Below are 22,067 nucleotides of genomic sequence, written 5' to 3'. Positions count from 1 at the left end.
TTGCTCGCGAAAGCGGCGGCACATCCAACATTGATGTTGCCTGACCCACCGCTTTCGCGAGCAAGCTCTGCTCCTACAATGATTTGTGGCATTCCCGCTATCCCGTGATCAACACAAATCCCCTGTAGGAGCCGAGCTTGCTCGCGAAGGCGTCGGCACATCCAGCACCGATGTTGCCTGACCCACCGCTTTCGCGAGCAGGCTCACTCCTACAATGATCTGTGGCATTCCCACTATCCAGTGATCAACACAAACCCCCTGTAGGAGTGAGCCTGCTCGCGAAGGCGTCGGCACATTCAGCATTGATGTTGCCTGACCCACCGCTTTCGCGAGCAAGCTCTGCTCCTACAATGATCTGTGGCATTCCCGCTATCCCGTGATCAACACAAACCCCCTGTAGGAGCAGAGCTTGCTCGCGAAGGCGTCGGCACATTCAATATCGATGTTGCCTGACCCACCGCTTTCGCGAGCAAGCTCTGCTCCTACAAGGGCATGTGCCACGCCACCTATCTTGGGCCGAGCACTCATCCCCTGTAGGAGTGAGCCTGCTCGCGAAGGCGTCAGCATATTCAACATCGATGTTGCTTGGCCCACCGCCTTCGCGAGCAAGCTCGGCTCCTACAAGGGTTGTGTGCCGCCGCAAAAATCCCTATTCCAACCCAAATCCCAGGCACAAAAAAGGGGACTTTCGTCCCCGTGCATTTGCGCAACCGGCCTCAGTAAATATCCTTCGACAACAACGTAAACGGTGTCTTCACCAGGATCTTCAGATCCAGCCACAACGACCAACTGTTGATGTACTGCAGGTCAATCTCCACACGCTTCTGCATCTTGTCGATCGTGTCCGTCTCGCCCCGGCAACCGCTGATTTGTGCGAGCCCGGTGATCCCCGGTTTAATCCGGTGACGCGCCATGTACGCGAGGATTTTCCCCGAGTAGAAGTGGTTGTGCGCCACCGCATGTGGACGCGGCCCGACCAGTGCCATATGCCCTTGCAGCACGTTGAACAGCTGCGGCAATTCATCCAGCGAGGTGCGACGGATAAAGCGTCCAACCGCAGTAATGCGCGAGTCGTTACGGCTGGCCTGTTTCACTTCGCGGTCGTCGTGCACGCTCATCGAGCGGAATTTCCAGACCTTGATCACCTTGCCGTTCCAGCCATGGCGATCCTGTTTGAAAAACACCGGCCCCGGCGAGTTGAGCTTTACCGCCAGAGCGATGATCAGCAGGATCGGGCTCAACGCGATGATCGCCAGCAACGCCACGGTTTTTTCAACCAGACTTTTGCTCAACGCAGCGGTCGGGCGACTGGTCAGCGGGCTCTCGTTCAAGTAGATCGCTGGCAAACCATCCACGACTTTCACCGAGTGATTGAGCAGCGTCAGCGCGTTCAGATCCGGCACCCACACCACATCAACGTTGGCGCCGAGCAAATCGACATACATCGCCTCGATCTGCGCCGCTTCGCACAGCGGCAGCGTGATGTACAAACGGCGGATGTCGTGTGCTTCGATCAGCTCCAGCAATTGCTCCTGAGCGCCGACGACGCGCGGTGCATCGGCGTCGAGAGCGGGCAGGGTGCCGTTGCTCACCAGTCCCACCAGCGGCAGGTTTTCCGAGAGGCTGAGCTTCTTCGCCAAGCCCAGCGCCAGTTCGCCAGTGCCGACGATCAGCGTCTTGTGCTCACTTTTACGCGAGCGCTGGTAGTACTTCGAAAACGCATGCAACGGTGCGTACAAAAACGCCTGACCGAGGAAGCCGTACACCGCCCAGCTCAGAATCACCTGCCGTGAAAACAACTCATCGGCCTGGCAGACAAACGCAATGCAGGCCAGCGCTGCCATGGTCATCGACCAACCCATGAACAACCGACCCAACCCGGTCAGGTAATTGTCGCGTTTGCGATAAACACCGCTAAACGTATAAGCCGGCACCGAAGCCAAAACCGCCAGGGTTGCGCACATCCGGTAATAGAACGCGACGCTTCCTGTGTGCTGTTCAGCCAGTACGAACAACAGCGTTACAACGAAGCCCTGCGCCAGCGCCCATTGGCCCCAAAAGGTCAGTCCCTTGAGGCCCGTGCTTCGATTAATACTAAGAGAAAGATCCATACGATATCCCCAAAAGACGTCCATTCAGGTTTCAACAGTTGAAATCCGAGTTGTTAAACAGGCTTATTGTTTTTGTTGTAGCGAGTGTCCTGAGGTAACAACGCCGATAGGTCGAACTGTCGTCAGTCAATAGACTAAGTTATTGGCGATAAGGGTGTCTGACGAGTTCTAACAAGATGGCACAGTGCCAACTTTTAAATATTTAAAAGCTGATTGTTAGAAAAGGTCGAATAGCAGGGGGTGAATAAAGGATGTCGTATTTGTTACTGTTGGAGGGGTGGAGGCAGGGAGTGTTAATTAAAGGAGGGAGTTGAAACCAAACAGAGTGCTCTTGTTGTTTTTGTAATCGCACTTTTATCTGTTTATCTGGTCTGGGCGGTCGGCTGTGTTTAGGCGACGACTTCCTGGATGAGGCAATAACCACGGTTTCTGACCGCGCGGAACAGTCGTTCACCCTTACTGGCCATTTTGAACTTGTCTTGCAGGCGGCTCAGGCACATCTCCAGACCGCGATATTGCTCCGGCTCTCGGCCGATACTCAGAATCAACTCGTCTCGACTGACAACCCGTTCTTCATGGCTGAGCATTTTTTTGACCAGTGCTGTTTCAAGTCCGGTGAGACTGATCTCGACATCGTCTTTGACCAGTGCGCCTTGATCGTTGTCCAGATGCCAGGTTTCGTTGCCAGGCGTATCGTCAGCATTGGCGGGAATTATCTCGCCGGTTACCGATGGATTGCTCTGAAAGGGATTAGCGATTTGCGCGGCTCGCCATTCGGATTCGAGGGTGGCGATGATTTTCTGGGTGTCATATTCAATCGTGCGTGCGACGTTCTTTCGACTAACGCTTGGGTATGTGAACTCCATCACGGTCGGGGCGGAAGAGGGCGAAGCGGAGTCTTCAATAAACATTTGTGCCTGAGACGTGCCAAATGAATTGAAGCGTTCACTGGACAAAATGCTTTCCAGTTCACGTTGCGACGTTGTGCTATTAGTCACGACAACAAAATATTTTCTTGGGAGGGTTGTACTAGTTTCCATGTCTCTCTCCTGAATACACACCAAAATTGGCTAAAAAGGGTCAATCGGCAGGCGAGCAATGACTTCCTCGGAAGTAATCGATAGGCAGGGTCTGGGCCCAATGATGGCCCTCGATAAGTTCCACTCGATCTGCTGCTATGTTATGGAGTTATTGTTATGGTTAGTGTTGTCGCGCTCATTCAATCGCTTGATTTCTAATAGGCGTGCAGTACAGATAAAACGATAGCGTTGCATGGGACGATCCTTCGTACGTATGCAAAAGGGATGGCTGCCATTGAATCAGGCAGTCGATATCAGACCCCGCAGCAGGCGATAGCCATGGCCGCGGATGCTCTGAATCGCGTTGGTACCATACATGTCCTTGATTTTTCCACGCAAGCGGCTGATCGATTTCTCCAGCGCTCGAGGGTCGTAGAAATTGGGGTTGAGGCCCATGATGTTGGCAATTTCATCATGGCTCAGAATGTGGTTATGAGTTTGCGCAAAGGCTTCGAGGATCTTCATTTCGGCAAACGAGATATCAAGTTTCTGGCGGGAGCCCATCAGGCAAATGCGCGTCGGGTCGAGGGTCAGATTGATATCGCGTTGCCACTCTTCACTGTTGAAGAACTCGGCAAGCAACTCGTCGCTGTCCTCAGAGAGGGTATTGAGTTTGATACAAAAGTCAGCGCCGGCCAGAAAATACTTGATCTTGTTGAAGGCGCCGCGCCCCGTGATCACTGCGCAAATGATCGGTTTCAAGTTGTCGCTGCGAACGCTTTGCACCAGCGCCAAATTGTCTTCGAGGGCCTGAGGGCTGTCGATGACCAGGAAAATGGCGCGATACCCAGAATAATCATTCTGCTGAAATGAACGAGTGTACGCATCGACCTCTAGTGCCATATCGCTACGCACATGCCTGGCCACCAGCGTTCTAAAATGTTCGGCCACGCCACGGGTAAGACCCAAAGTGAGAACACCGGGGTCGTCGTTTTGCGGGCGCGGACTTCTAGTCGCTAAGTTCCCAGAGAGCATCATGCATTGACTCGAATTAAGTGCTGACATCGGGATGTTAAAGCACCGGTTCTCATCTGTGACTGACAATTGGTAACATTCACGCGCTTTTTAGACGTGGCTCCCGAGTTTTCTAACAATAATTAAGCTTTTCAAGCTTTTAGTTGATTTTGTCAGATAGGTGAACTAGCGCTTAGATGGTGGCGATATGCAATGGTGCCACTATTTTGAATCGCTGGCCATCGCTTTGTTAATGTCCAATTGCCATTGTTTGGCCATCTGCGTGAATGTGAGATTCATCACACTTTATTGGCTGGACTAACTTTTTGCCACTCAGCCCCTAAATATTTTCTGCGTAGTTCGTCGTCCGACGATTACTAACATGGCTTGAGTGTGGCATTTCATTAGACCTATTCTTTCAGGATCAAAAGATCGCAGCCTTCGGCAGCTCCTACAGGGGAATGCATTTCAAATGTAGGAGCTGGCGAAGGCTGCGATCTTTTGATCTTTCATTTTGGCCAATTGTTTAATTGCAGATACTCAGCCCTGAGTGTTATTACCCGGTCGCTCACACGAGCGCTCTGACGGAGGATTAATGGATTTCTGGACTTTTTTCCAGGTGTTGATATTAGGTGCGGTTGAAGGCCTCACCGAGTTCTTGCCCATCTCAAGTACCGGCCACCAGATCATCGTCGCCGACCTGCTCGACTTTGGTGGCGAACGCGCCATGGCGTTCAACATTATTATTCAACTGGGTGCCATCCTCGCCGTGGTCTGGGAGTTCCGCCCGAAGATCTTCGAAATCATCAAAGGCCTGCCCACTGAGCGCAATGCACAACGCTTCACCGTCAACTTACTGATCGCCTTTCTACCCGCCGTTGTACTCGGCGTGCTGTTCGCCGACACCATCCACCATTACCTGTTTAACCCGATTACCGTCGCCGTGGCGCTGGTGGTCGGTGGCGTGGTGATGCTGTGGGCTGAACAACGCAGTCATGTGATCAGCGTCGAGCACGTCGACGACATGCGCTGGTCTGACGCGCTCAAGGTCGGTTTCGTACAGTGCCTGGCGATGATTCCCGGCACCTCGCGTTCCGGCTCGACCATCATCGGCGGCTTGCTCTTCGGCCTGTCACGCAAAGCCGCTACCGAGTTCTCGTTCTTCCTCGCCATGCCAACCATGGTCGGCGCCGCCGTGTATTCCGGCTACAAATACCGCGACTTGTTTCAGCCCAACGACCTGCCAGTGTTCGCGCTCGGCTTCGTCACCGCGTTCATCTTCGCGATGATCGCCGTGCGCGGTTTGCTCAAGTTTATTGCCAACCACAGCTATGCCGCGTTCGCGTGGTATCGGATCGCGTTTGGTTTACTGATTCTGGCGACGTGGGCGTTTGGTTGGGTCAACTGGACAGCGGCAGCGGCGGGGTGAAAGTCAAGCCAGGCGGATCGAACCGCCTGGTTGAAACTGGGGGAGGGCATCAACGCCCTTCAAGCAACTCGGCGGCTTGATCCAGCAACGCCAGCGGATCCTTGGCCTTGTGAATATCCACCGACAACAACTGACGGAATTTACGCGCCCCCGGGAACCCCGTGCCGAGGCCCAGTACATGCCGCGTGATGTGGTGCATCGCGCCGCCGGCCGCCAAATGCTCGGCTATATAAGGACGCAATTGCGCCAACGCCTCAGCCCGACTGATCACCGGCGCCGAACTGCCGAACAACTGCTGATCCACCTCCGCCAGCACATACGGATTGTGATAAGCCTCGCGCCCCAACATCACGCCGTCGAAGGTCTGCAAATGCTCATGGCAGGCCTCCATCGTCTTGATCCCGCCGTTCAGCACAATTTCCAACTCCGGAAAATCCGCCTTCAACTGCGCCGCCACGTCATAACGCAACGGCGGAATGTCACGATTCTCCTTCGGCGACAACCCCTCCAGAATCGCAATCCGCGCATGCACGGTAAAACTCGTGCACCCGGCATCGCGGACGGTGCCGACGAAATCGCACAGCTCTGCGTAACTGTCGCGACCATTGATGCCGATGCGGTGCTTGACCGTGACAGGAATTGACACCGCGTCACGCATGGCCTTGACGCAATCCGCCACTAACTGTGGGTGACCCATCAGGCACGCGCCGATCATGTTGTTCTGCACGCGATCGCTTGGGCAGCCGACGTTGAGGTTTACTTCGTCGTAACCGTGCTCTTGCGCCATGCGCGCGCAGGCAGCCAGGTCTAGGGGGACGCTACCACCGAGTTGCAACGCCAATGGATGCTCGGCTTCGTTGTGACGAAGGAAACGCTCGTGATCGCCGTTGAGGAGAGCGCCGGTGGTGACCATTTCGGTGTAGAGCAGGGCGTTCTTCGACAGGAGGCGTAGGAAGAAGCGGCAGTGACGGTCGGTCCAATCCATCATGGGTGCGACGGAGAAGCGGCGGGAGAGTGGGGCAGGTGCTGCGGTGATAGGGGACATTGGCGATTCTGGATTGGGTGGGGCTGGGAGGTGGGGAGTTTATCAGGATTGGGCTATTGGGGCTGAGTCGACTCTTACGAGCGGTTGTTTGATCGCTTAAGGCGAGCAGAACTCCTCTTCCTCTGAATTTAGAGTTTCGGCAAAGGGTTAACGAATGGATTGGGGATGTGCAATCCAAACGTCATCCCATTTATTTTTCTACTAAGGGCTTTGTTTTCGGTTGTCGGGGTTTATGAGTGAAATAAAAGCGTGGAGCGTAAATCTCTAAGAGGCATGTAAGTGTCGTTAAGTTTTGAAGTTCGTTTCAGAGCGTCCGAACATTAGAGATTTGCCGCGAGTGTTGATTCGATTTTTTCTATATCTGGACCTTCTATTCTCGTCATGGCATTGCCATTCTTGAATAGAATAACTGTTGGCATGGTCGTGATTGAATACTGCGCTGCAATATCCTGACTTATGTCAACATCTACCTTGCAAAGTTCAAAGCGAGCAGTGTAAAAATCTTCAAGCTGATGAAGCTTCGGGGCGATCAGCTTGCAGGGGCCACACCAGTCAGCAGTGAAAAAGACGAGTACAGGCGTAGTAGAGTTTAGAACTTTGGCGGAAAAACTTTCATCGTCGCAATAAATGCTCATTATGTTCTCTCATTGGCTGTCAAGTAGCGAGCTGTAGCAGTTGTTTTTTTGGAGTGGTGGCAATTATTTGTTTTTAGAGACGGGTGAGCAACTGTCAGAAATTACAGTTTTTTATATTTATTAGGAGTAATGGTTATTCAATTTTGGCGAGGAGGGGGCGAGATTTTATAATCGCGACCTGTGCCGAAACAGAATAGACGGAGAGTGGGCTATTTTATCGAGTGGTTCTTTTCCTGCAAATTAATGGCGAAGCCTGGTTATGGGTTAAACCGCGAATTTCACTGTCGTTTAATGATGTCTTATATCATTAGTTTTTGCCTACAACCCCTTGCGCCATCCCCTACACGTAAGACAGAATCCGCCGGCTTGTGCTTCTAGACCGCACGCTCTATCGTCCCAACGTCACTGAAAACCAGTGATCGGGTTTGGTAGCCCGTCTCCGTCAGAAGCACAAGACTACTGTCTTGCGAGGGCGTTTCTCGTCTTCGTTTTATGGTGGTCATGCGCGGGGCATCCTTGGATGCGCCGGGGTTCCTGACGACCGGTCTACCAACCTGCGTATGGCCTCCACCCCTCGTTTGGTAGCGAGAGTGATGGCTCCTTTTCGTTTATCCGTCAGGAGTTTCACCATGTTCAAACCAACACCAAATCCACCCCCAACCGATCCCGCATCCCCCTACGAATCCCTCGATTCAAAAAAACTCCACGAAGCCGCCGAACGCGCGCTTGATCATTATCTGTTGCCCGCCGACCGCATCATGGCCAGTACCAACCAACCTGAGCGCATGTACCTCGCCAATCCGAAGTACGACACCGAGTCCCTGTTGGCGAACGCCAGTGAAACGTTGGGCTCAGCCTCGGAAATGCTCATCAACTTTGCCGCTGCGCTAGGTTCCTCGCATCGCAAAACCGCGCTGGGTATTGCGCAGGTGGTGATGTTGGGGGAGTTGGCGGTGAATCAGGCGTTGGATAACGTTGAAGTGAAGGTGTAAGCACATCCCTCTGTGGCGACGGGGCTCCGGTGCCACAGAGGGAGTCAGTCCGATTGTTTGAGGTGAGCGGAAAGATCTTCCCAGGCTTCTCTATAGCTATATCGCAACCGGGCGGTGTGCAACTTATGCAGTTGTCGCCGAATCCAGCTGTTCTTGTTTGCGAGCAGCATCTGTTCGATGTCCCGGTTTAACGAGTCGGGTTCGAAACCTGTCCAGATTGGCGGAAGTACGCATTCCAGGTTCCCGGCGCAGACGACGGCAACTTCCGAATATAAAATCTCTCTGATCTGTTCCGGATCGTAGCCTTCGACTTGTCTGGCGATGTAGGCAAATTCAACTGCGGTGTCGACAAAGATCCACGACAACGCCTCTCTGATTTTGTATAGATCGTCCGGGCTCAGTTCACGTTTCAAAATCCGGCTCCCGGCGTTAAACGGCGCTGATTCGGTCGATCACCGGCGCCAGCGCTGGACGCTTGTTTTGCCATTCCTCTTTGGTGATTCCCAGCAGGACAACGTCGATCCGAGCGCCATCGCGCAGGATGTTCTGTCGCCGAACACCTTCCACCTCAAAGCCGAACTTCTGATGCATCTTCACCACCGCCGTATTCATCGCCAGCACTTCGCAATTCAGCTTCTCCAGCCCCGCCGCGCCAAACGCGTAATCCAGCATCCAGAACTCGACCACACTGCCCAGCCCCTTACCCTGCAAACCAACATCCAGATAAAACGCCCAATCCGCCGTTTTCTGCAGAACGTTGATCGCGTTCAACGAAACAACCCCGACCGCTTGCTCATCCTTGATCACCACAAACACTTGCTGCCGCGCGTTTCCCTTTAAGGAGGCGAGCCAGTTCGCATGTTCCTGTTCGCTGATTTCGTGCGAGGTGTACATGTATTTGCGCACGTCCGGCTGGTTGCGCAGGGTGCGGACGTGGGCCTGAATGGCGGGGCTGGCGTCGGTGAGGGGGAGGAATTGCATGGGGATGTCCTTGTCGGGCGGAGGGTTGATTCTGAACCGCTGCTGTCGATCGGCAAAGTTTCATGTAAGCGCGTGCGGGGCGGGCCTAGGATGTTGGCACAAGATCGTCGTTTTTCATCCCGAGGGGAATCGTGCCATGCGCCTGAATGTTGCCAAAGTGCTGTTGGTTGCCGCTGTTGTGTCGGTTCTGAGTGCTTGTTCGGGGGCGGGTGGGTTGACCACGACCAGTTGTTTTTCTACTGATTGTCAGTCGCCGGATGGGCGCAATAATGCGACGACGTTGAAGTTTGGCGGGAACAGTATTGGCAGTAGTTTGAATCAGTACAGTTCCGGGATGTTGCATGAGGATTGATGGGGGAACATATAACTTGTGGTGAGGGGATTTATCCCCGATGGACTGCAAGGCAGTCCCAGACTTCTTTGACATAAGAAGCAGGGGCCGCTTCGCGACCCATCGGGGATAAATCCCCTCGCCACAGGGTTTTGAGTGAGACACAGGATTTTGTGTGAGACACAGGATTTTGTGTGGGACACAGGATTTTGTGTGACACACAGAATTTTATGTGTAAGACACAAGATCATGTGTGAGGCACAGGGTTAGTGTCAGGCATCCATAATCATTGCGGTACGGCAATCCATTCGCTCAGGGTTTGCTGGTATTTGCCGGTGGCTTTGCTCAGGTGCAGCCATTGATCGACATACTGTTTCCAGCTGATGTCATCGCGCGGCAGTAAATAAGCCTTCTCGCCGTACTGCATATATTGATGCGGGTTCACCGCGCACAGCCCCGGTTTGAGTTTCTGCTGATACAGCGCTTCCGAGGCGTCGGTGATCATCACGTCGGCCTTGTTGTCGAGCAGTTGCTGGAAGATCGTCACGTTGTCGTGCAACGCCAGTTGCGCCTTGGGCAGGAAGGCGTGGACGAAGGCTTCGTTGGTGCCGCCGGCGGGTTCGACGAGGCGCACGTTGGGCTGGTTGATCTGTTCGACCGTTTGGTACTTGCTCACCTCCGCGCAGCGCACCAACGGGATCTTGCCGTCGGTGTCGAGGGTGTTGCTGAAGTAGGCTTTTTTCTGCCGCTCAAGCGTTACCGAAATGCCGCCCATGCCGATGTCGCATTTGCCGGCCTGCATGTCGGGCATCAGGGTTTTCCAGGTGGTCTGCACCCATTCGACTTTGACCCCGAGGCTGTCGGCCAGCGAGCGGGCCATGGCGATGTCGATGCCTTCGAATTCGCCGTCTGGGCGTTTGAAGGTGTAGGGCTTGTAGTCGCCGGTGGTGCAGACGCGTAACTGGCCTTGTTGCTGGACGGTATCGAGGTGTGAGCTTGGCTCGTTTGCCTCGTTTGCCTGAGCACCGAAAGCGAGAGACAGGAGGGTGCCGAGCAATACTGATTTTTTGGAGTTGTGCATATTTACCGGGCTTCTATGAATGGGTTGATCCGTGAATGATGGCGTTCAGTTAAACACGATCACACTATGGATCCGCAATCCTAGACCCTGCTAAACGAGTGGTCACTGATTCGAAAAGTTGCCGTTGCCGTAGCCAGGACGTTGCCTGACGCGTCACTCAGTTGGCCCGAGGTAAAACAGATTTCACGCTTGAGGTGCTCAATGCGCCCAGTGCCAAAAATTCGCCCTGGTAATGCCGGATTGATGTAGTTGGTTTTCGATTCGACGGTGACCGCAATCTGATTTGCTGCCAGGCACGCATAGAGCGCTGGCCCCATGCAGTCGTCAAGCATCGCTGCAAGCATCCCGCCTTGAATATTGCCCATGAGATTGGTGAGTGAAGCACTGGCTTCAAAAACAATGTGCGCCTCGCTTTTTTCCTCGTCGTAATCGATGAATGTCCAGCCCAATAACTTGGCGGCGTCAGGCGTTGGCAACTCACCGTTAGTGACTTTCCAGAACAGGGCATCGGTATTCATATCGAGTAGCCTCTCAGGGGGCCGAGGTTTATAAATATTGGCCAGATAACACTGCGAACGCAAAACCGGCGAGGGTCAGCAACCCGATCAAGCAGACACTCAACACCGGTGTGGGGGCCTTGGTTTTTTTTCGCACATAGAGGGTGACTGCGAGCGGTGGTACGACGGCAATCAAGCAGAAAACTTGAAAGGCAAGTAACTGTGGAAAACCCCATTGCTGCGAAAACAATAGGTACAGCATCAGTATTCCCGATACCCCTAGCGCGAAATTGGTAGCCCCGACCACTCGGATCAGCGCCATCAGCAGGATTTGCATTGCAGGGTCGACATCTTGCCAAGGTCGAGCGACCGCTACGCTGTGATAGGGCATGAACTCTGATCGCACAAGGTAAGCAGCGGCGAGTATCAGTACGCCAAGAAAAGCCAATCCGTAACAGATCAACGCAAACCAGGTGAGCACATTCATGTTCATGCCTCCAATCCACTCGGGACGGATGGGCGATTCACTGCATCGCGGAGAAGGGCTCTAACCTAGTTTTTTTATCGGAAGGCTGTCTACTGTCAGAAGTAACAGGTGGTTGTTTGTCCATAGGTTTGAAAGGCATTTAAGACCACATCCGCACGCCAATCACGAGGCCAACATCGGCGTCCTGCCATTGGAGTTTCTCGGCAAGGAAGTAGCTTCGATCGCACTGTAACTGATGGCCACCGGGGCTGGTGAATACAGCGGCGCGGTCGGTGTCGGTCGACAGTTGCTTGTCAGTTTGGGTTTACCAAGACAACTCAGTTTGATTGGGTGAGACCGGTGTAGGCGCAGTTTTGGCTTGGAACAGATAGTGCCTGACGAACAGTTTAAAACCGTTCTCACTCAATAAAGGCGCGAGCTCGGCGTCTGGGAAAGCTGCCCAGTTGGTTTCTTCCTTATTCGAGAACGTCCGGTGCCAGTGTTTGATACTCGTGCCATTACGCACAGTGATCGAAGAGGAGTTCTCAGTGTTGCTCCGGTTTTTGACCTGCAATGTCGTCCAGATGTTGTCTGACGTCGTTGGAGGCTTGATGAAGTCAATCGCTTTGGCGGTCGAACCCGAACACCACACCCATCCCTTCGGTTCCAAGACGTCCGCCAGATACCGTTCTAACAAATCACCGATGATATTTTCTGCCCCCATAGACAGACGATGTTCTTTTTGGATTCTTTTGAGGTCAGCCGGAGCGCAGCCGAAATAGTCTTGCAGGACTACGGAGACCATGTTGTCCGGAACTGTTTTAGGTTCCTTTGGCTTTCTACCGCGCCTGCCATCCGCGAATCTTTTCGCCAGCAGTTCGATATAGTGGACGCTACCCACTGGAAATGCTGAACCCTTGCGCTGTGGACCTGACTCAGGGTGTAAGTTCAAAAAACGAATGAGGTGTGCGAACTTTTCGCCCAGTCTCGGATTGTAATGTGCGATGGCTACGTGGGCAGTTTGTTCTGGATCGTTTGGAATATGGATGTTCACAATCCCTGTGCCTTTTTCACTTATGAATGGGTGGCCATCATGATGCCATTGTTTTCATCAGTGAGCTTGAAAGGGGCCGAACCTATAGCGAATTTTTTGTGCGCAGCTTCGCGCGACGCAACGTGCTGCGCACAAATTTTTTTCAGATCTTCAACCCCGCCTGCACAACCCCCAGCAACCCCGACTCAGTCAAAGCCACTGCATCCTGCTGCGGCCCGGATCGATCGATGGTCTGTAACCACCAATGTGTCATCTGGTGTTCATCCACGGTTCTCAGCAAGGCAAGCTCATCGCCTGAGGTGTGGATCTCGACGCGACCCGCACCGTCCTCGGTAAACCGCGCAATCGGATCAAACGTAAGGCTGTGCTCATTACCTTCGATCACCAATTGATCCACCGCGTAATCATGACTTTCGCCATCCGGCGACGTTTCACACACGTGGGTCGGGTTGCGCCGGATCTTCAATCCGACTTCCGCCACGGGCTGCAACCACGCCTCGATGCGGTGGTACAGGCTGTCCACTTGTTTGGCCCAGCAATCGATCTCCAGCGTCGCATCCGCTTGGGTGTGCCGGGTTTGCTTGAGCTTCGCGGCGAGTTCGTCTGCTTTACTCATTTCGGTTCCCTTGGTTTGATGTCTGCCTGTTAATCGTAGACCTTGCAGCGGCGTACGGCCTTGCCTTGCGTCATGCGCCGGCGCTGTCAGCGTGCCTCATTCATTACAAATCACGTCAGGTCAGCATCGAAAACCACGGGCGCAGGCGTCTCAGGGAGCGGGTACATGAAAAAGCTGTTTACAATTTTCGCGCTGATCGTGCTGACGGCCGGTAGCATCGGGCTGATCTCGTCACGTCAGTCGCCGAGCCACAAGGAGCGGCCGGAAGCAGTGGCGGGGGCGTTCGATTATTACTTGCTGACGCTGTCGTGGTCGCCGACGTTTTGCCTGACGCACAAGGATGACGCGCAGTGTTCGGGCAAGGGTTATGGCTTTGTTTTGCACGGTTTGTGGCCACAGTATGCGCAGGGCGGCTGGCCGCAATCGTGTCCGCCGTTAAGCAAGCTTTCGGCTGAACAACGTAGCAAAGGCCTGACGTTGTTCCCAACGCAGAAATTGCTTTATCACGAATGGCGCAAGCACGGCACGTGCAGCGGGCTCGGTGCCTCGGGCTACTTGGATGCGACGGACAAAGCGCTGGCGGCGGTGAACATCCCTGAGCAGTTGCAGCCGTTTGGCGACTCTTATTACTTCAAGGCGCAGGAAATTGCTGATCTGTTCCGTAAAAGTAATCCGAAGATTCCGGCGGATGGCATTGCGGTGATTTGCAGCGGGCCGGAGTTGTCGGAGGTGCGTGTTTGTCTGGATAAGGATTTGCGCTTTGCGGCGTGTGGCAAGGGGGTGAGGACGCAGTGTCGGAAGGGGGATATTCGGGTGCCGCCGAAGCGTTGAGGCCATCTGTGGTGAGGGCGCTTGCTCCTGCTTGAGTGCTCAGCGCTCATGAGATTTTTTGGGGCCGCTGCGCAGCCCATCGGGGATAAATCCCCTCGCCACGGGGATTTGTGTGATGTCTGGCACTTCAGAATGGATTAACCGTAAAGAAGCAATCGAAAATAAATCTGCCAACAGCGATCATCCTAATTCGCGGCGCGCCGATACAACGGGGCGGGATCGTGGCGTTTGCCCCGAGCACCCCGGTGGACTACGCTCAGACCGTAAGGGTTTCGGGCCTACGCCCTTGTCGTACCTGCCCAGGACACGCTTTTGCCTATTCCCATTCACGATCCGCAACAGGCTCCCGGCGCGCTGAAGCGCCTGCCACTGCGTAAAGCGGCTGTGCTGTTTATCGTTGCGGTGTGCCTGTGTCTGTTCGGCTTGCTCTACCTGCAACTGGAGCAGTCGCGGCGTCAGGATCTGGCCGTGGCGAAAGTGGCATCGAGCAACCTGACCCGGGCGATGGCGCAACAGGCCGAGGACACGTTTCACTCCGCCGATCTGGTGATGACCAGTCTGGTCGACTGGATTGAGGACGACGGTTACGGCGCGACGCAGAAGCCGCGTTTGCAGAAAACCTTCGCCCGGCGCGTGCAGCAGATGGAGCAGTTGCACGGTATCTTTTTCTTCGACAAACAGGGCCAGTGGATCATCACTTCGTTCGCCGATTTGCCCCGTGGCAACGGCGTGGCCGATCGCGATTACTTCAAGTTTCATCAGCAAAATGAATCGACGCTGGCGCACATCGGCCCGGCGATTCGCAGCCGTGAGAACGGCGAATGGATCATCCCGATCTCCAAGCGCGTCAATGACCACGCCGGCAATTTTCAGGGCGTGCTGATGGCCGGGATCAAGATGGCGTACTTCGATCAGTTCTTCAAAAGCTTCAGCCTCGACGACAACGGCATCATGTTCCTCGGCCTGACGGATGGCACGCTGTTGGCGCGTCGACCGTTTGAAGAAAACCTCATTGGTACGTCGCTGGCGCAAGGGCGGATTTATCAGAAGTTGCTGCCGGAAGCCCAGTCCGGCACGGCGATGATCAGGTCGGTGGTCGATGACGTCGTGCGTTTGTATGGCTATCGGCAACTGGGGTCGTATCCATTGGTGGTCGCGGCGGCGTCGTCGCGCGACACGATTCTCAAGGGTTGGTACGAGCGCGCGTTTCAGTCCAGCGTGATCATTGCGCTGGTGATTCTGGGCGTCGGACTGTTTGGATGGGTGTTCATTCATCAAGTGCGCAATGGCGAGCGCATCGAGAAGAATCTGCGCAGGGCTCAGCTAGCGCTGGAGCAGATCGCGACCCACGACAGCCTGACCGGACTGGCCAATCGGCGCTTGTTCGAACGTTCGCTGGAAATTGAATTTGCCCGTGGCGCGCGGCAGGTGAGTCCGGTGAGCCTGATCATGCTCGATATCGATTTCTTCAAGCGTTACAACGATGCTTACGGCCATGTCGCCGGTGATCATTGCCTGATGCAGGTGGCGCAAGTGGTCAAGACTTGTTGTCAGCGCAAGGCGGATCTGGCGGTGCGTTACGGCGGTGAAGAGTTTGCGGTGTTGCTGCCGGATACTGACATCAACGGCGCATTGGCGATTGCCGGGCAGATTCGCCGCAGCGTGATCGATAAACACATCATCCACAGCGGCTCGCCCACCGGGTATCTGACGGTGAGCCTGGGTTGCTATGCGTTTATTCCTAGCGGCAATGACAGTCTGGAAACGTTCATCCACCGCGCTGATGCGGCGTTGTATCAAGCGAAAAATGCCGGGCGCAATCGCGCGGCGGTGTTATCGCTGGACGGCGGAATCACCGAACTCATGCGCTCCGATCGCTAACCCAGAATCCAACACAAAACCCCTGTGGGAGCGAGCTTGCTCGCGAAAGCGGTGTGTCAGGTAAAAATTGTTTATCAGACACGACGCCTTCGCGAGCAGGCTCGCTCCCACAGGGGTGTTGCGTTGATTGGGTGATGGGTTGATCACCACGGATGGCTCTTGTTCGTTCAGCCGCCTGTGCCACCGCCCGCACCGCCAGTCCCGCCGCCGGCCGAACCGGTGCCGCCGCCCGCGCCTGAACCCGAACCGCTGGAACCGCCATTGGTGCCAGTGCCCGAACCTGCGCCGTCGGAACCGTTGCCGCCAGAAGGCGCGCCCGGTGTGTTATCCGGTGGCATGGTCGAGCCGCTGGTGGCGCCGGATTTGGTGCCAGTGGCGTCAGCGCCATCGTTCGCCGCGAAGCTGGCGGCCGAGGCCGTGGCGAGCAGGCCGGCGAGCATTAATGAAGTGAAAGTGCGCGTCTTCATGGTACGTCTCCAAAAAGGGGATTTACCTGATATTGGTCTGACGCGCTGAAGTGTTGGTGCCGGTCGGCTGACCAGCGGTCGACGGCGTGGCCAAGTGGCCTACTGTTCTTCTGGAATATTGGCTATTTGCCGAACCCCGCGCCGGGACTAACGTAGTCACACATTCACTCGCCCCCGGATACTCACCATGAAAGCTCGTACCGATTTCTACACCGCTTCCCCGGACGCCCTGAAAGCGATGATCGCCCTGGAAACCGCCGTGTCCAAACTGCCACTGGAAAAGACCCTGGTTGAACTGGTCAAGCTGCGCGCTTCGCAAATCAACGGCTGCGCCTTCTGCATCGACATGCACACCGCCGATGCCATCAAGGGCGGCGAAACCCCGCGTCGTCTGTTCGCCGTGACTGCTTGGCGTGAAGCGCCGTTCTTCAGCGACCGCGAACGCGCCGCGCTGCTGTGGACTGAATCGCTGACCCAACTGAGCCTGACCCATGCACCGGATGAAGATTACGAAGTGGTCGCGGCGCAGTTCACCCCGAAAGAACTGGTCGACCTGACCGTGGCAATCAGCACCATCAACAGCTGGAATCGCCTGGCCGTAGGCTTCCGCAAAACCCCGCAAGCCTAAACTGCCCACAATCCCCTGTAGGAGCTGCCGAAGGCTGCGATCTTTTGACTTTGCTTTTAAAAGACAAGATCAAAAGATCGCAGCCTTCGGCAGCTCCTACACGGGAGTGTGGTGATATCGGGGTCAATGCCCATCCGCACTCGGCGCGGCCGGTGGCTGTACCTTGCGCATCAAGGGCACCATTGCCGTGGCGATGACGAAGCAGACCATGATCATCAGGAAGGTGTCGCCGTAGGTTTGCGTTTGCGCCTCGCGGTACGTCAGCAACCACAACTGGCGCAGGCTGGCGGTGACGCCGACGTCACCGCTCTGGCCCAGCGTGGCGAAGTTGCCGCCGACCTGCGCCAGCCACTGATTCATCGCCTCATTGCTGCTGTTCAGATGCTCGGCCAACCGCGTGAAATGCAGGTTGGTACGGTCATTAAGGATGGTCGCGCACGCCGCAATCCCAATCGCCCCACCGAGATTGCGCATCAGGTTGAACAGGCCCGACGCATGCTTCAAGCGTGCTGGCGCCAACCCTCCCAAAGTCAATGTCACCGCCGGCGGCACCGCCAGTTGCTGAGCAATTCCGCGCAATGCTTGCGGCAGCATCAATTGCCCCGCGCCCCAGTCGTGGGTGATCGGGCTGAATTCCCACATCGACACCGCAAACAAGCCCAGACCGACCATCATGATCCAGCGCAGATCGACGCGATTGGCGAGAAAGGCGTACAGCGGAATTGCCATGATCTGGAACACGCCAGTGGAGAAAACCGCCAGACCAATGTCCAGCGCGCTGTAGCCGCGCACCCGGCCGAGAAACAACGGCGTCAGGTAAATCGTCGCGAACAGGCCGATGCCGGTGACAAAGGAAAAGAAGCAGCCGAGGGCGAAATTGCGATCCTTCAAGGCGCGCAGATCAACGATCGGATTGGCCACGTGCAACGTGCGCCCAATGAAGGCCAGTCCGGCGAGCCCGCTGATCCACGCCGTGGTCAGAATCGTCTGGTCGCTGAACCAGTTCCAGCGCGGGCCTTCTTCGAGGGTGTATTCGAGGCAGCCGAGAAACAGCGCGAGAAAGACCATGCTCAGATAGTCCGCGCCCTTGAGCAGCGACAATTCCGGCTGATCGATTTTCACCAGCATCGGCACCGCCACGGCGACGAAAATCCCCGGTACCAGGTTGATGTAGAACAGCCAGTGCCACGACGAAATATCGGTGATCCAGCCGCCAATCACCGGGCCCATGGTTGGCGCCAATGAGGCGACCGCGCCAATAGTTGCCGCTGCAATCACCCGCTGTTTGCCGGTGAAGAAAAAGAACGCGGTGGTGAACACCAGCGGAATCATCGAGCCGCCGAGAAACCCTTGCAGGGCGCGAAAAGCGATCATGCTCTGGATGTTCCAGGCGATGCCGCAGAGCAGACTGGCGAGGGTGAAACCGACTGCCGACGCGCAGAACAACCACCGCGTCGAGAACACGCGCGACAGCCAGCCCGATAAGGGAATCACGATGATTTCGGCGATCAAATAACTGGTCTGCACCCACGCGGTTTCATCGGTGCCGGCGGACAATCCACCGCCAATATCGCGCAACGACGCGGAGACGATCTGGATGTCGAGCAACGCGATAAACATTCCGATGCACATCGTCGCGAAGGCGAATACCTTGGTCGCGGTGGCCATGTCCGCCGCGTTGAACGGTTGCGCAGGGGCGGCGAGGGTGGCGGCGCTCATGGCGCGACGGCCACGGCGCTGGTTTCAGGTTGGGCGCGGGTGTCGACTTCGGCGGTCACTGACAGCCCCGGGCGCAGGTGGCCGAGCACGCCGTCCGCCGGGTCGAGGAGGATGCGCACCGGCACACGCTGAACGATTTTGGTGAAGTTGCCGGTGGCGTTTTCCGGTGGCAGCACGCTGAACTGCGAGCCGGTGGCGGGGGCGAGGCTGTCGAGACGACCGTGGAATTCCTGGCCCGAAAGCACGTCGGCACGAATGCTCACGCGTTGGCCGGGTTTCATCCGTGCCAATTGGTCTTCCTTGAAATTGGCATCGACCCACAAGCCGCTCGCCGGCACCACCGACAACTGTTGCGAGCCCGCCTGCGCGTAGGCTCCGACCCGTGCGCGGCGGTTGCCGATCACGCCATCCACCGGCGCGCGCAGTTCGGTATAGCCGAGGTTCAACTGCGCCAGATCGCGCTCGGCGCGGGCTTGCTGGAGGGCGGCGCGGGCCTGTTGTTTTTGCGTATCGATCACCGCGAGTTGGCGTTGCGCGGCGAGCAGTTCGGCCTGGGCGCGGGCGCTCAAGGCTTGCGCGGTTTTGAAGGTGGCATCGGCGCGTTGCGCACTTTCGACCGACACGGCATTGGTCGTCACCAAACGTTTGTAGCGGGCGTTGTCGTCACGCGAACGCGCGGTTTCGGCGCCCGCCGCATCGATGCCGGCGCGGGCCTGGCCGATCACTGCTTGCTGCAATTGTTCAGTGGCGTCGAGGTTGGCCAGCAGCGCTTCTTCAGCGGCGACCGCGCCTTCGGTTTTCGCCAGATTGGCGCGGTAGTCGCGCGCGTCGAGACGGATCAGCACATCGCCGGCCTTGACGTGCTGGTTGTCGCTGACCAGCACTTCGTCGATGTAACCGGCGACTTTCGGCCCGATCACCGTGACGTCGCCACCGATGTAGGCATCGTCGGTTTCTTCAAGAAATCGCCCGGCGCCCCACCAATGCACGGCGTACACGCCGGCGAAAATCAGCGCGAGTAAACCGACGCCCGCAAGCAGCACGCGTTTAAGCAGGGGAGGCTTGGCCTTCACCGCAACAGGTTCGAGGGTGGGCATGCTGGTCATGGCGGAATACCTGCGCAAATGGTTCGTTATTACGGCCGTAATATGACGTAGGTAATATTTGCTGGCAATTTATTTCTGATGCCGATCGTCAGTTGTTTATTTGAGCCAGTGTCCGGGCGTGCTGCCGGTCATTGATTTGAAGAAAGCGATAAACGCGCTGTCGCTGGCGAAACCCAGTTCGAACCCGCAATAGCTGAGGCTGCGCCCGGTGGCGAGCAATTCCATGGCGCGCATCAACCGCCATTGCTGACGCCATTGTTGATAGCTCATGCCGGTTTCGCGCTGGAAGATCCGCCCGATCGTGCGGCTGCTGGCGCCGATCTGTTGTTCGAGCGTTTGCATCTCCGGGGGTAATCGTTCCGGCGTAGTCAGCAGCGGCGCCAGACGCTTGTCCCGAGGCAGCGGCAACAACATCGGTTGCTGCGCCGCTTCGGCGATTTCGCTCAGGCACAGACCAAGTAAATGGGCGAACTTGCCCTGTCGCCAATCGGTATCGAAATCCGCTGTCGCGATCGGTTCCAGCACGGCGCGCAGCAGTGGGCTGACTTCGATCACGCAGACTTGCTGCGGCAGCTCGGCGCACAGTTCGGCAGTCAGGTAGATCGAACGGTAATCGACACTGTGCTGCATCACCGCGCGATGACTCACGCCCGGCGGAATCCACGCCGCCCGCGACGGTGGCAACAGGCACAATTGCTGGGCGAGGGTGATGCGCGTGCAACCCTGACGGGTGAATAGAAGTTGCCCGCGTTGATGTTGATGCAGGCCGGAATCGTGATCACCCAGGGTCGCGGCGATGCCGATCACCGGCGCGGGGTAACTGTCAGCATCAAACGTTGCGTCGGCATCGAGCCAGGCCATGGGTTGTCCGATTTCAGCGATAAGTTGGCAGGATTCGGATAATACGCCAGTCGCCGCTTCTTAAACTCCTCTGCGGTTTACTTGAGGAGTCATGAAGGATGAACAACAGAAATCTGTTGCTGCTGGCGATCGCGCTGCTGATGTTTCCGCAGATCGCGCAAACCCTGTACAGCCCGGCGCTGGGCGATATCGGTCGGGTGTTTGACGTCGGCCCCGAAGCGGCGGCGCAAACTTTATCGGTGTATTTCCTCGCGTTTGCCGTGGGCGTGGTGGTGTGGGGGCGGTTGTGCGATCGCATTGGCCGGCGTCCGACGATGCTTGCAGGGCTGGCGATTTATGCATTGGCGACGGTGATCGGTTTGCGGGTTGGCAGTTTTACCGGGTTGTTAGCGGTTCAGGCGGTGGCGGCGTTTGGTGCGGCGGTCGGCTCGGTGGTGACGCAAACCGTATTGCGCGACCGCTTCAAGGGCGCGGAACTCGCGCAGGTTTTTTCAATAATGGGCATCGCGCTGGCGGCCAGTCCGGCGATCGGTTTGTTCAGCGGTGCCAGTCTGGTGCAAGCCTTTGGTTATCGCGGTGTGCTCGGCGCTTTGCTAGTGCTTGCCGTGCTGCTCTTGCTGTGGAGTATGTACACCCTGCCGGAAACCCGGCCGGAGCAACTGCCGCCGGTGAGTCTGTTTGAAACCCTTGGGCGCATGTTGCGTGACCTGGGTATCTGGCGTTCGGCGTTGTGGATCGCCTCGTTCAATGTCGCCCTGTTCAGCTACTACAGCCTCGCGCCGTTCCAGTTTCAGCGGCTGGGCTTGAGTGACACGTTGTTCGGCTACAGCGGCGTGATCTTCGCGCTGGGCTCGGGGTTTGGCGCGTGGTTCAACAAGCGTTTGTTAAAGGCCGGGGTCGCAGCGATGCAGTTGATTCGCCTCGCGGCTGTCAGCGGTTTACTCGGTGGTCTGGGCGTTTGGTGGTTGCAGGACAGTGCGGCGTTTGTGCTGCCGATGTTGTTGATCGTGCTGGCGTTCGGTATGGCGATCCCGAATATTCTGGGGATGGCGCTGGTCGATTATTCGGATCGATTGGGTACCGCCGGGGCGTTTTTGGGGCTGTTCTATTACCTGTTGATTGGCGCGGGGCTGATGCTTGCCGGTTGGTCGCAGGCGCTTGGCGAAACCTTGATCGTGTGCAGCGCCCTGGCGTTGCTCCTGACAATAAAGTCAGCCGCTAAATGATCACTTTGTAGGAGCTGCCGAAGGCTGCGATCTTTTGATTTTGTCTTTTAAAGCAAGATCAAAAGATCGCAGCCTTC

Annotated in this window: 23 protein-coding genes and 1 pseudogene; 7 read left to right on the top strand and 17 right to left on the bottom strand. The window is 56.2% G+C overall.

Features of this window, described 5'->3' with window-relative positions:
- Positions 1 to 716: 716 nt before the first annotated feature.
- From ACIP66_RS06925 to ACIP66_RS06915, 3 genes are all read right to left on the bottom strand, one after another.
- Complete coding sequence (locus ACIP66_RS06925; protein ID WP_212551146.1) at positions 717 to 2,111, bottom strand: undecaprenyl-phosphate glucose phosphotransferase; 1,395 nt, start codon at positions 2,109 to 2,111, stop codon at positions 717 to 719.
- A gap of 389 nt (positions 2,112 to 2,500) precedes the next feature.
- Positions 2,501 to 3,151 carry a transcriptional regulator gene (locus ACIP66_RS06920; protein ID WP_400646548.1) on the bottom strand — a complete coding sequence of 217 codons (651 nt, stop codon included), beginning with the start codon at positions 3,149 to 3,151 and terminating at the stop codon, positions 2,501 to 2,503.
- Positions 3,152 to 3,430: 279 nt separating this feature from the next.
- Positions 3,431 to 4,168, bottom strand: coding sequence for a winged helix-turn-helix domain-containing protein (locus ACIP66_RS06915; protein ID WP_400646545.1), 738 nt, complete (start codon positions 4,166 to 4,168; stop codon positions 3,431 to 3,433).
- 571 nt (positions 4,169 to 4,739) lie between these two features.
- Between ACIP66_RS06915 and ACIP66_RS06910 the strand changes: the two genes are divergently transcribed.
- The gene (locus ACIP66_RS06910) at positions 4,740 to 5,573 is read left to right on the top strand and encodes an undecaprenyl-diphosphate phosphatase (protein ID WP_053121998.1); all 834 of its coding nucleotides are present in this window, start codon (positions 4,740 to 4,742) and stop codon (positions 5,571 to 5,573) included.
- A 49-nt stretch (positions 5,574 to 5,622) separates the two neighbouring features.
- On the opposite strand, the gene dusA is transcribed toward ACIP66_RS06910, so the two are convergent.
- Positions 5,623 to 6,618, bottom strand: coding sequence for a tRNA dihydrouridine(20/20a) synthase DusA (gene dusA, locus ACIP66_RS06905; RefSeq protein ID WP_159815501.1), 996 nt, complete (start codon positions 6,616 to 6,618; stop codon positions 5,623 to 5,625).
- Positions 6,619 to 6,938: 320 nt separating this feature from the next.
- Positions 6,939 to 7,253 carry a thioredoxin family protein gene (locus ACIP66_RS06900; RefSeq protein WP_400646541.1) on the bottom strand — a complete coding sequence of 105 codons (315 nt, stop codon included), beginning with the start codon at positions 7,251 to 7,253 and terminating at the stop codon, positions 6,939 to 6,941.
- 629 nt (positions 7,254 to 7,882) lie between these two features.
- Here ACIP66_RS06900 and ACIP66_RS06895 point away from each other — a divergent pair.
- On the top strand, positions 7,883 to 8,245 hold the full coding sequence (locus ACIP66_RS06895) for a DUF6124 family protein (protein ID WP_400646538.1): 363 nt from the start codon (positions 7,883 to 7,885) through the stop codon (positions 8,243 to 8,245).
- A gap of 44 nt (positions 8,246 to 8,289) precedes the next feature.
- On the opposite strand, the gene ACIP66_RS06890 is transcribed toward ACIP66_RS06895, so the two are convergent.
- Positions 8,290 to 8,658, bottom strand: coding sequence for a hypothetical protein (locus ACIP66_RS06890; RefSeq protein ID WP_400646535.1), 369 nt, complete (start codon positions 8,656 to 8,658; stop codon positions 8,290 to 8,292).
- 16 nt (positions 8,659 to 8,674) lie between these two features.
- Entirely contained in the window at positions 8,675 to 9,226 is a 552-nt protein-coding gene (gene pseH, locus ACIP66_RS06885; protein WP_400646532.1) for a UDP-4-amino-4,6-dideoxy-N-acetyl-beta-L-altrosamine N-acetyltransferase, read from the bottom strand.
- A 136-nt stretch (positions 9,227 to 9,362) separates the two neighbouring features.
- Between pseH and ACIP66_RS06880 the strand changes: the two genes are divergently transcribed.
- Positions 9,363 to 9,578 carry a hypothetical protein gene (locus ACIP66_RS06880; protein WP_082341465.1) on the top strand — a complete coding sequence of 72 codons (216 nt, stop codon included), beginning with the start codon at positions 9,363 to 9,365 and terminating at the stop codon, positions 9,576 to 9,578.
- A gap of 265 nt (positions 9,579 to 9,843) precedes the next feature.
- Here the strand turns inward: ACIP66_RS06880 and ACIP66_RS06875 are convergent, their stop codons facing one another.
- The 6 genes and pseudogenes from ACIP66_RS06875 to ACIP66_RS06850 form a co-directional block, all read right to left on the bottom strand.
- Positions 9,844 to 10,638 carry a transporter substrate-binding domain-containing protein gene (locus ACIP66_RS06875; protein WP_400646529.1) on the bottom strand — a complete coding sequence of 265 codons (795 nt, stop codon included), beginning with the start codon at positions 10,636 to 10,638 and terminating at the stop codon, positions 9,844 to 9,846.
- Between the two features lie 80 nt (positions 10,639 to 10,718).
- On the bottom strand, positions 10,719 to 11,156 hold the full coding sequence (locus ACIP66_RS06870; protein WP_400646526.1) for a PaaI family thioesterase: 438 nt from the start codon (positions 11,154 to 11,156) through the stop codon (positions 10,719 to 10,721).
- A 28-nt stretch (positions 11,157 to 11,184) separates the two neighbouring features.
- Positions 11,185 to 11,622 carry a hypothetical protein gene (locus tag ACIP66_RS06865; protein ID WP_400646523.1) on the bottom strand — a complete coding sequence of 146 codons (438 nt, stop codon included), beginning with the start codon at positions 11,620 to 11,622 and terminating at the stop codon, positions 11,185 to 11,187.
- 169 nt (positions 11,623 to 11,791) lie between these two features.
- Positions 11,792 to 11,902: pseudogene (locus ACIP66_RS06860) on the bottom strand (copper resistance protein CopB); the annotation flags it as partial.
- 24 nt (positions 11,903 to 11,926) lie between these two features.
- Positions 11,927 to 12,655, bottom strand: a complete 729-nt coding sequence (locus tag ACIP66_RS06855) for a SinI family restriction endonuclease (protein WP_400646520.1) — start codon at positions 12,653 to 12,655, stop codon at positions 11,927 to 11,929.
- Between the two features lie 142 nt (positions 12,656 to 12,797).
- Entirely contained in the window at positions 12,798 to 13,271 is a 474-nt protein-coding gene (locus ACIP66_RS06850) for a hypothetical protein (RefSeq protein WP_400646517.1), read from the bottom strand.
- 165 nt (positions 13,272 to 13,436) lie between these two features.
- Between ACIP66_RS06850 and ACIP66_RS06845 the strand changes: the two genes are divergently transcribed.
- Together ACIP66_RS06845 and ACIP66_RS06840 are read left to right on the top strand one after the other, a co-directional pair.
- Positions 13,437 to 14,102, top strand: coding sequence for a ribonuclease T2 (locus ACIP66_RS06845; protein ID WP_400646514.1), 666 nt, complete (start codon positions 13,437 to 13,439; stop codon positions 14,100 to 14,102).
- Positions 14,103 to 14,414: 312 nt separating this feature from the next.
- Positions 14,415 to 15,983, top strand: coding sequence for a diguanylate cyclase (locus tag ACIP66_RS06840; RefSeq protein ID WP_159815489.1), 1,569 nt, complete (start codon positions 14,415 to 14,417; stop codon positions 15,981 to 15,983).
- A gap of 167 nt (positions 15,984 to 16,150) precedes the next feature.
- Here ACIP66_RS06840 and ACIP66_RS06835 read toward each other — a convergent pair whose 3' ends face one another.
- Positions 16,151 to 16,450: a hypothetical protein gene (locus tag ACIP66_RS06835; RefSeq protein ID WP_159815834.1), complete on the bottom strand. Its 300-nt coding sequence runs from the start codon at positions 16,448 to 16,450 to the stop codon at positions 16,151 to 16,153.
- 187 nt (positions 16,451 to 16,637) lie between these two features.
- Here ACIP66_RS06835 and ACIP66_RS06830 point away from each other — a divergent pair, with 187 nt between their 5' ends.
- Positions 16,638 to 17,078 carry a carboxymuconolactone decarboxylase family protein gene (locus ACIP66_RS06830; protein WP_053121963.1) on the top strand — a complete coding sequence of 147 codons (441 nt, stop codon included), beginning with the start codon at positions 16,638 to 16,640 and terminating at the stop codon, positions 17,076 to 17,078.
- A gap of 123 nt (positions 17,079 to 17,201) precedes the next feature.
- Here the strand turns inward: ACIP66_RS06830 and ACIP66_RS06825 are convergent, their stop codons facing one another.
- From ACIP66_RS06825 to ACIP66_RS06815, 3 genes are all read right to left on the bottom strand, one after another.
- Positions 17,202 to 18,797: a DHA2 family efflux MFS transporter permease subunit gene (locus tag ACIP66_RS06825; RefSeq protein WP_282358515.1), complete on the bottom strand. Its 1,596-nt coding sequence runs from the start codon at positions 18,795 to 18,797 to the stop codon at positions 17,202 to 17,204.
- Entirely contained in the window at positions 18,794 to 19,903 is a 1,110-nt protein-coding gene (locus tag ACIP66_RS06820) for an HlyD family secretion protein (protein WP_212551130.1), read from the bottom strand. The genes ACIP66_RS06825 and ACIP66_RS06820 overlap by 4 nt, the downstream gene beginning before the upstream one ends.
- A gap of 96 nt (positions 19,904 to 19,999) precedes the next feature.
- Positions 20,000 to 20,764 carry an AraC family transcriptional regulator gene (locus ACIP66_RS06815; RefSeq protein WP_400646509.1) on the bottom strand — a complete coding sequence of 255 codons (765 nt, stop codon included), beginning with the start codon at positions 20,762 to 20,764 and terminating at the stop codon, positions 20,000 to 20,002.
- Between the two features lie 98 nt (positions 20,765 to 20,862).
- Between ACIP66_RS06815 and ACIP66_RS06810 the strand changes: the two genes are divergently transcribed.
- Positions 20,863 to 21,990, top strand: coding sequence for an MFS transporter (locus ACIP66_RS06810; RefSeq protein WP_400646506.1), 1,128 nt, complete (start codon positions 20,863 to 20,865; stop codon positions 21,988 to 21,990).
- Positions 21,991 to 22,067 lie beyond the last annotated feature (77 nt).

The organism is Pseudomonas sp. NPDC088429 (genome assembly GCF_044753305.1).
Taxonomy (GTDB): domain Bacteria; phylum Pseudomonadota; class Gammaproteobacteria; order Pseudomonadales; family Pseudomonadaceae; genus Aquipseudomonas; species Aquipseudomonas rustica.
This window is presented reverse-complemented; position numbering and strand designations above follow the sequence as displayed.

Excerpts from the sequence above, each read along its gene's own strand:
- ACIP66_RS06925 (WP_212551146.1), bottom strand. The coding sequence starts at position 2,111 with ATGGATCTTTCTCTTAGTATTAATCGAAGCACGGGCCTCAAGGGACTG.
- ACIP66_RS06920 (WP_400646548.1), bottom strand. The coding sequence starts at position 3,151 with ATGGAAACTAGTACAACCCTCCCAAGAAAATATTTTGTTGTCGTGACT.
- ACIP66_RS06915 (WP_400646545.1), bottom strand. The coding sequence starts at position 4,168 with ATGATGCTCTCTGGGAACTTAGCGACTAGAAGTCCGCGCCCGCAAAAC.
- ACIP66_RS06910 (WP_053121998.1), top strand. The coding sequence starts at position 4,740 with ATGGATTTCTGGACTTTTTTCCAGGTGTTGATATTAGGTGCGGTTGAA.
- dusA (WP_159815501.1), bottom strand. The coding sequence starts at position 6,618 with ATGTCCCCTATCACCGCAGCACCTGCCCCACTCTCCCGCCGCTTCTCC.
- ACIP66_RS06900 (WP_400646541.1), bottom strand. The coding sequence starts at position 7,253 with ATGAGCATTTATTGCGACGATGAAAGTTTTTCCGCCAAAGTTCTAAAC.
- ACIP66_RS06895 (WP_400646538.1), top strand. The coding sequence starts at position 7,883 with ATGTTCAAACCAACACCAAATCCACCCCCAACCGATCCCGCATCCCCC.
- pseH (WP_400646532.1), bottom strand. The coding sequence starts at position 9,226 with ATGCAATTCCTCCCCCTCACCGACGCCAGCCCCGCCATTCAGGCCCAC.
- ACIP66_RS06880 (WP_082341465.1), top strand. The coding sequence starts at position 9,363 with ATGCGCCTGAATGTTGCCAAAGTGCTGTTGGTTGCCGCTGTTGTGTCG.
- ACIP66_RS06875 (WP_400646529.1), bottom strand. The coding sequence starts at position 10,638 with ATGCACAACTCCAAAAAATCAGTATTGCTCGGCACCCTCCTGTCTCTC.
- ACIP66_RS06870 (WP_400646526.1), bottom strand. The coding sequence starts at position 11,156 with ATGAATACCGATGCCCTGTTCTGGAAAGTCACTAACGGTGAGTTGCCA.
- ACIP66_RS06865 (WP_400646523.1), bottom strand. The coding sequence starts at position 11,622 with ATGAATGTGCTCACCTGGTTTGCGTTGATCTGTTACGGATTGGCTTTT.
- ACIP66_RS06850 (WP_400646517.1), bottom strand. The coding sequence starts at position 13,271 with ATGAGTAAAGCAGACGAACTCGCCGCGAAGCTCAAGCAAACCCGGCAC.
- ACIP66_RS06845 (WP_400646514.1), top strand. The coding sequence starts at position 13,437 with ATGAAAAAGCTGTTTACAATTTTCGCGCTGATCGTGCTGACGGCCGGT.
- ACIP66_RS06835 (WP_159815834.1), bottom strand. The coding sequence starts at position 16,450 with ATGAAGACGCGCACTTTCACTTCATTAATGCTCGCCGGCCTGCTCGCC.
- ACIP66_RS06830 (WP_053121963.1), top strand. The coding sequence starts at position 16,638 with ATGAAAGCTCGTACCGATTTCTACACCGCTTCCCCGGACGCCCTGAAA.
- ACIP66_RS06825 (WP_282358515.1), bottom strand. The coding sequence starts at position 18,797 with ATGAGCGCCGCCACCCTCGCCGCCCCTGCGCAACCGTTCAACGCGGCG.
- ACIP66_RS06820 (WP_212551130.1), bottom strand. The coding sequence starts at position 19,903 with ATGACCAGCATGCCCACCCTCGAACCTGTTGCGGTGAAGGCCAAGCCT.
- ACIP66_RS06815 (WP_400646509.1), bottom strand. The coding sequence starts at position 20,764 with ATGGCCTGGCTCGATGCCGACGCAACGTTTGATGCTGACAGTTACCCC.
- ACIP66_RS06810 (WP_400646506.1), top strand. The coding sequence starts at position 20,863 with ATGAACAACAGAAATCTGTTGCTGCTGGCGATCGCGCTGCTGATGTTT.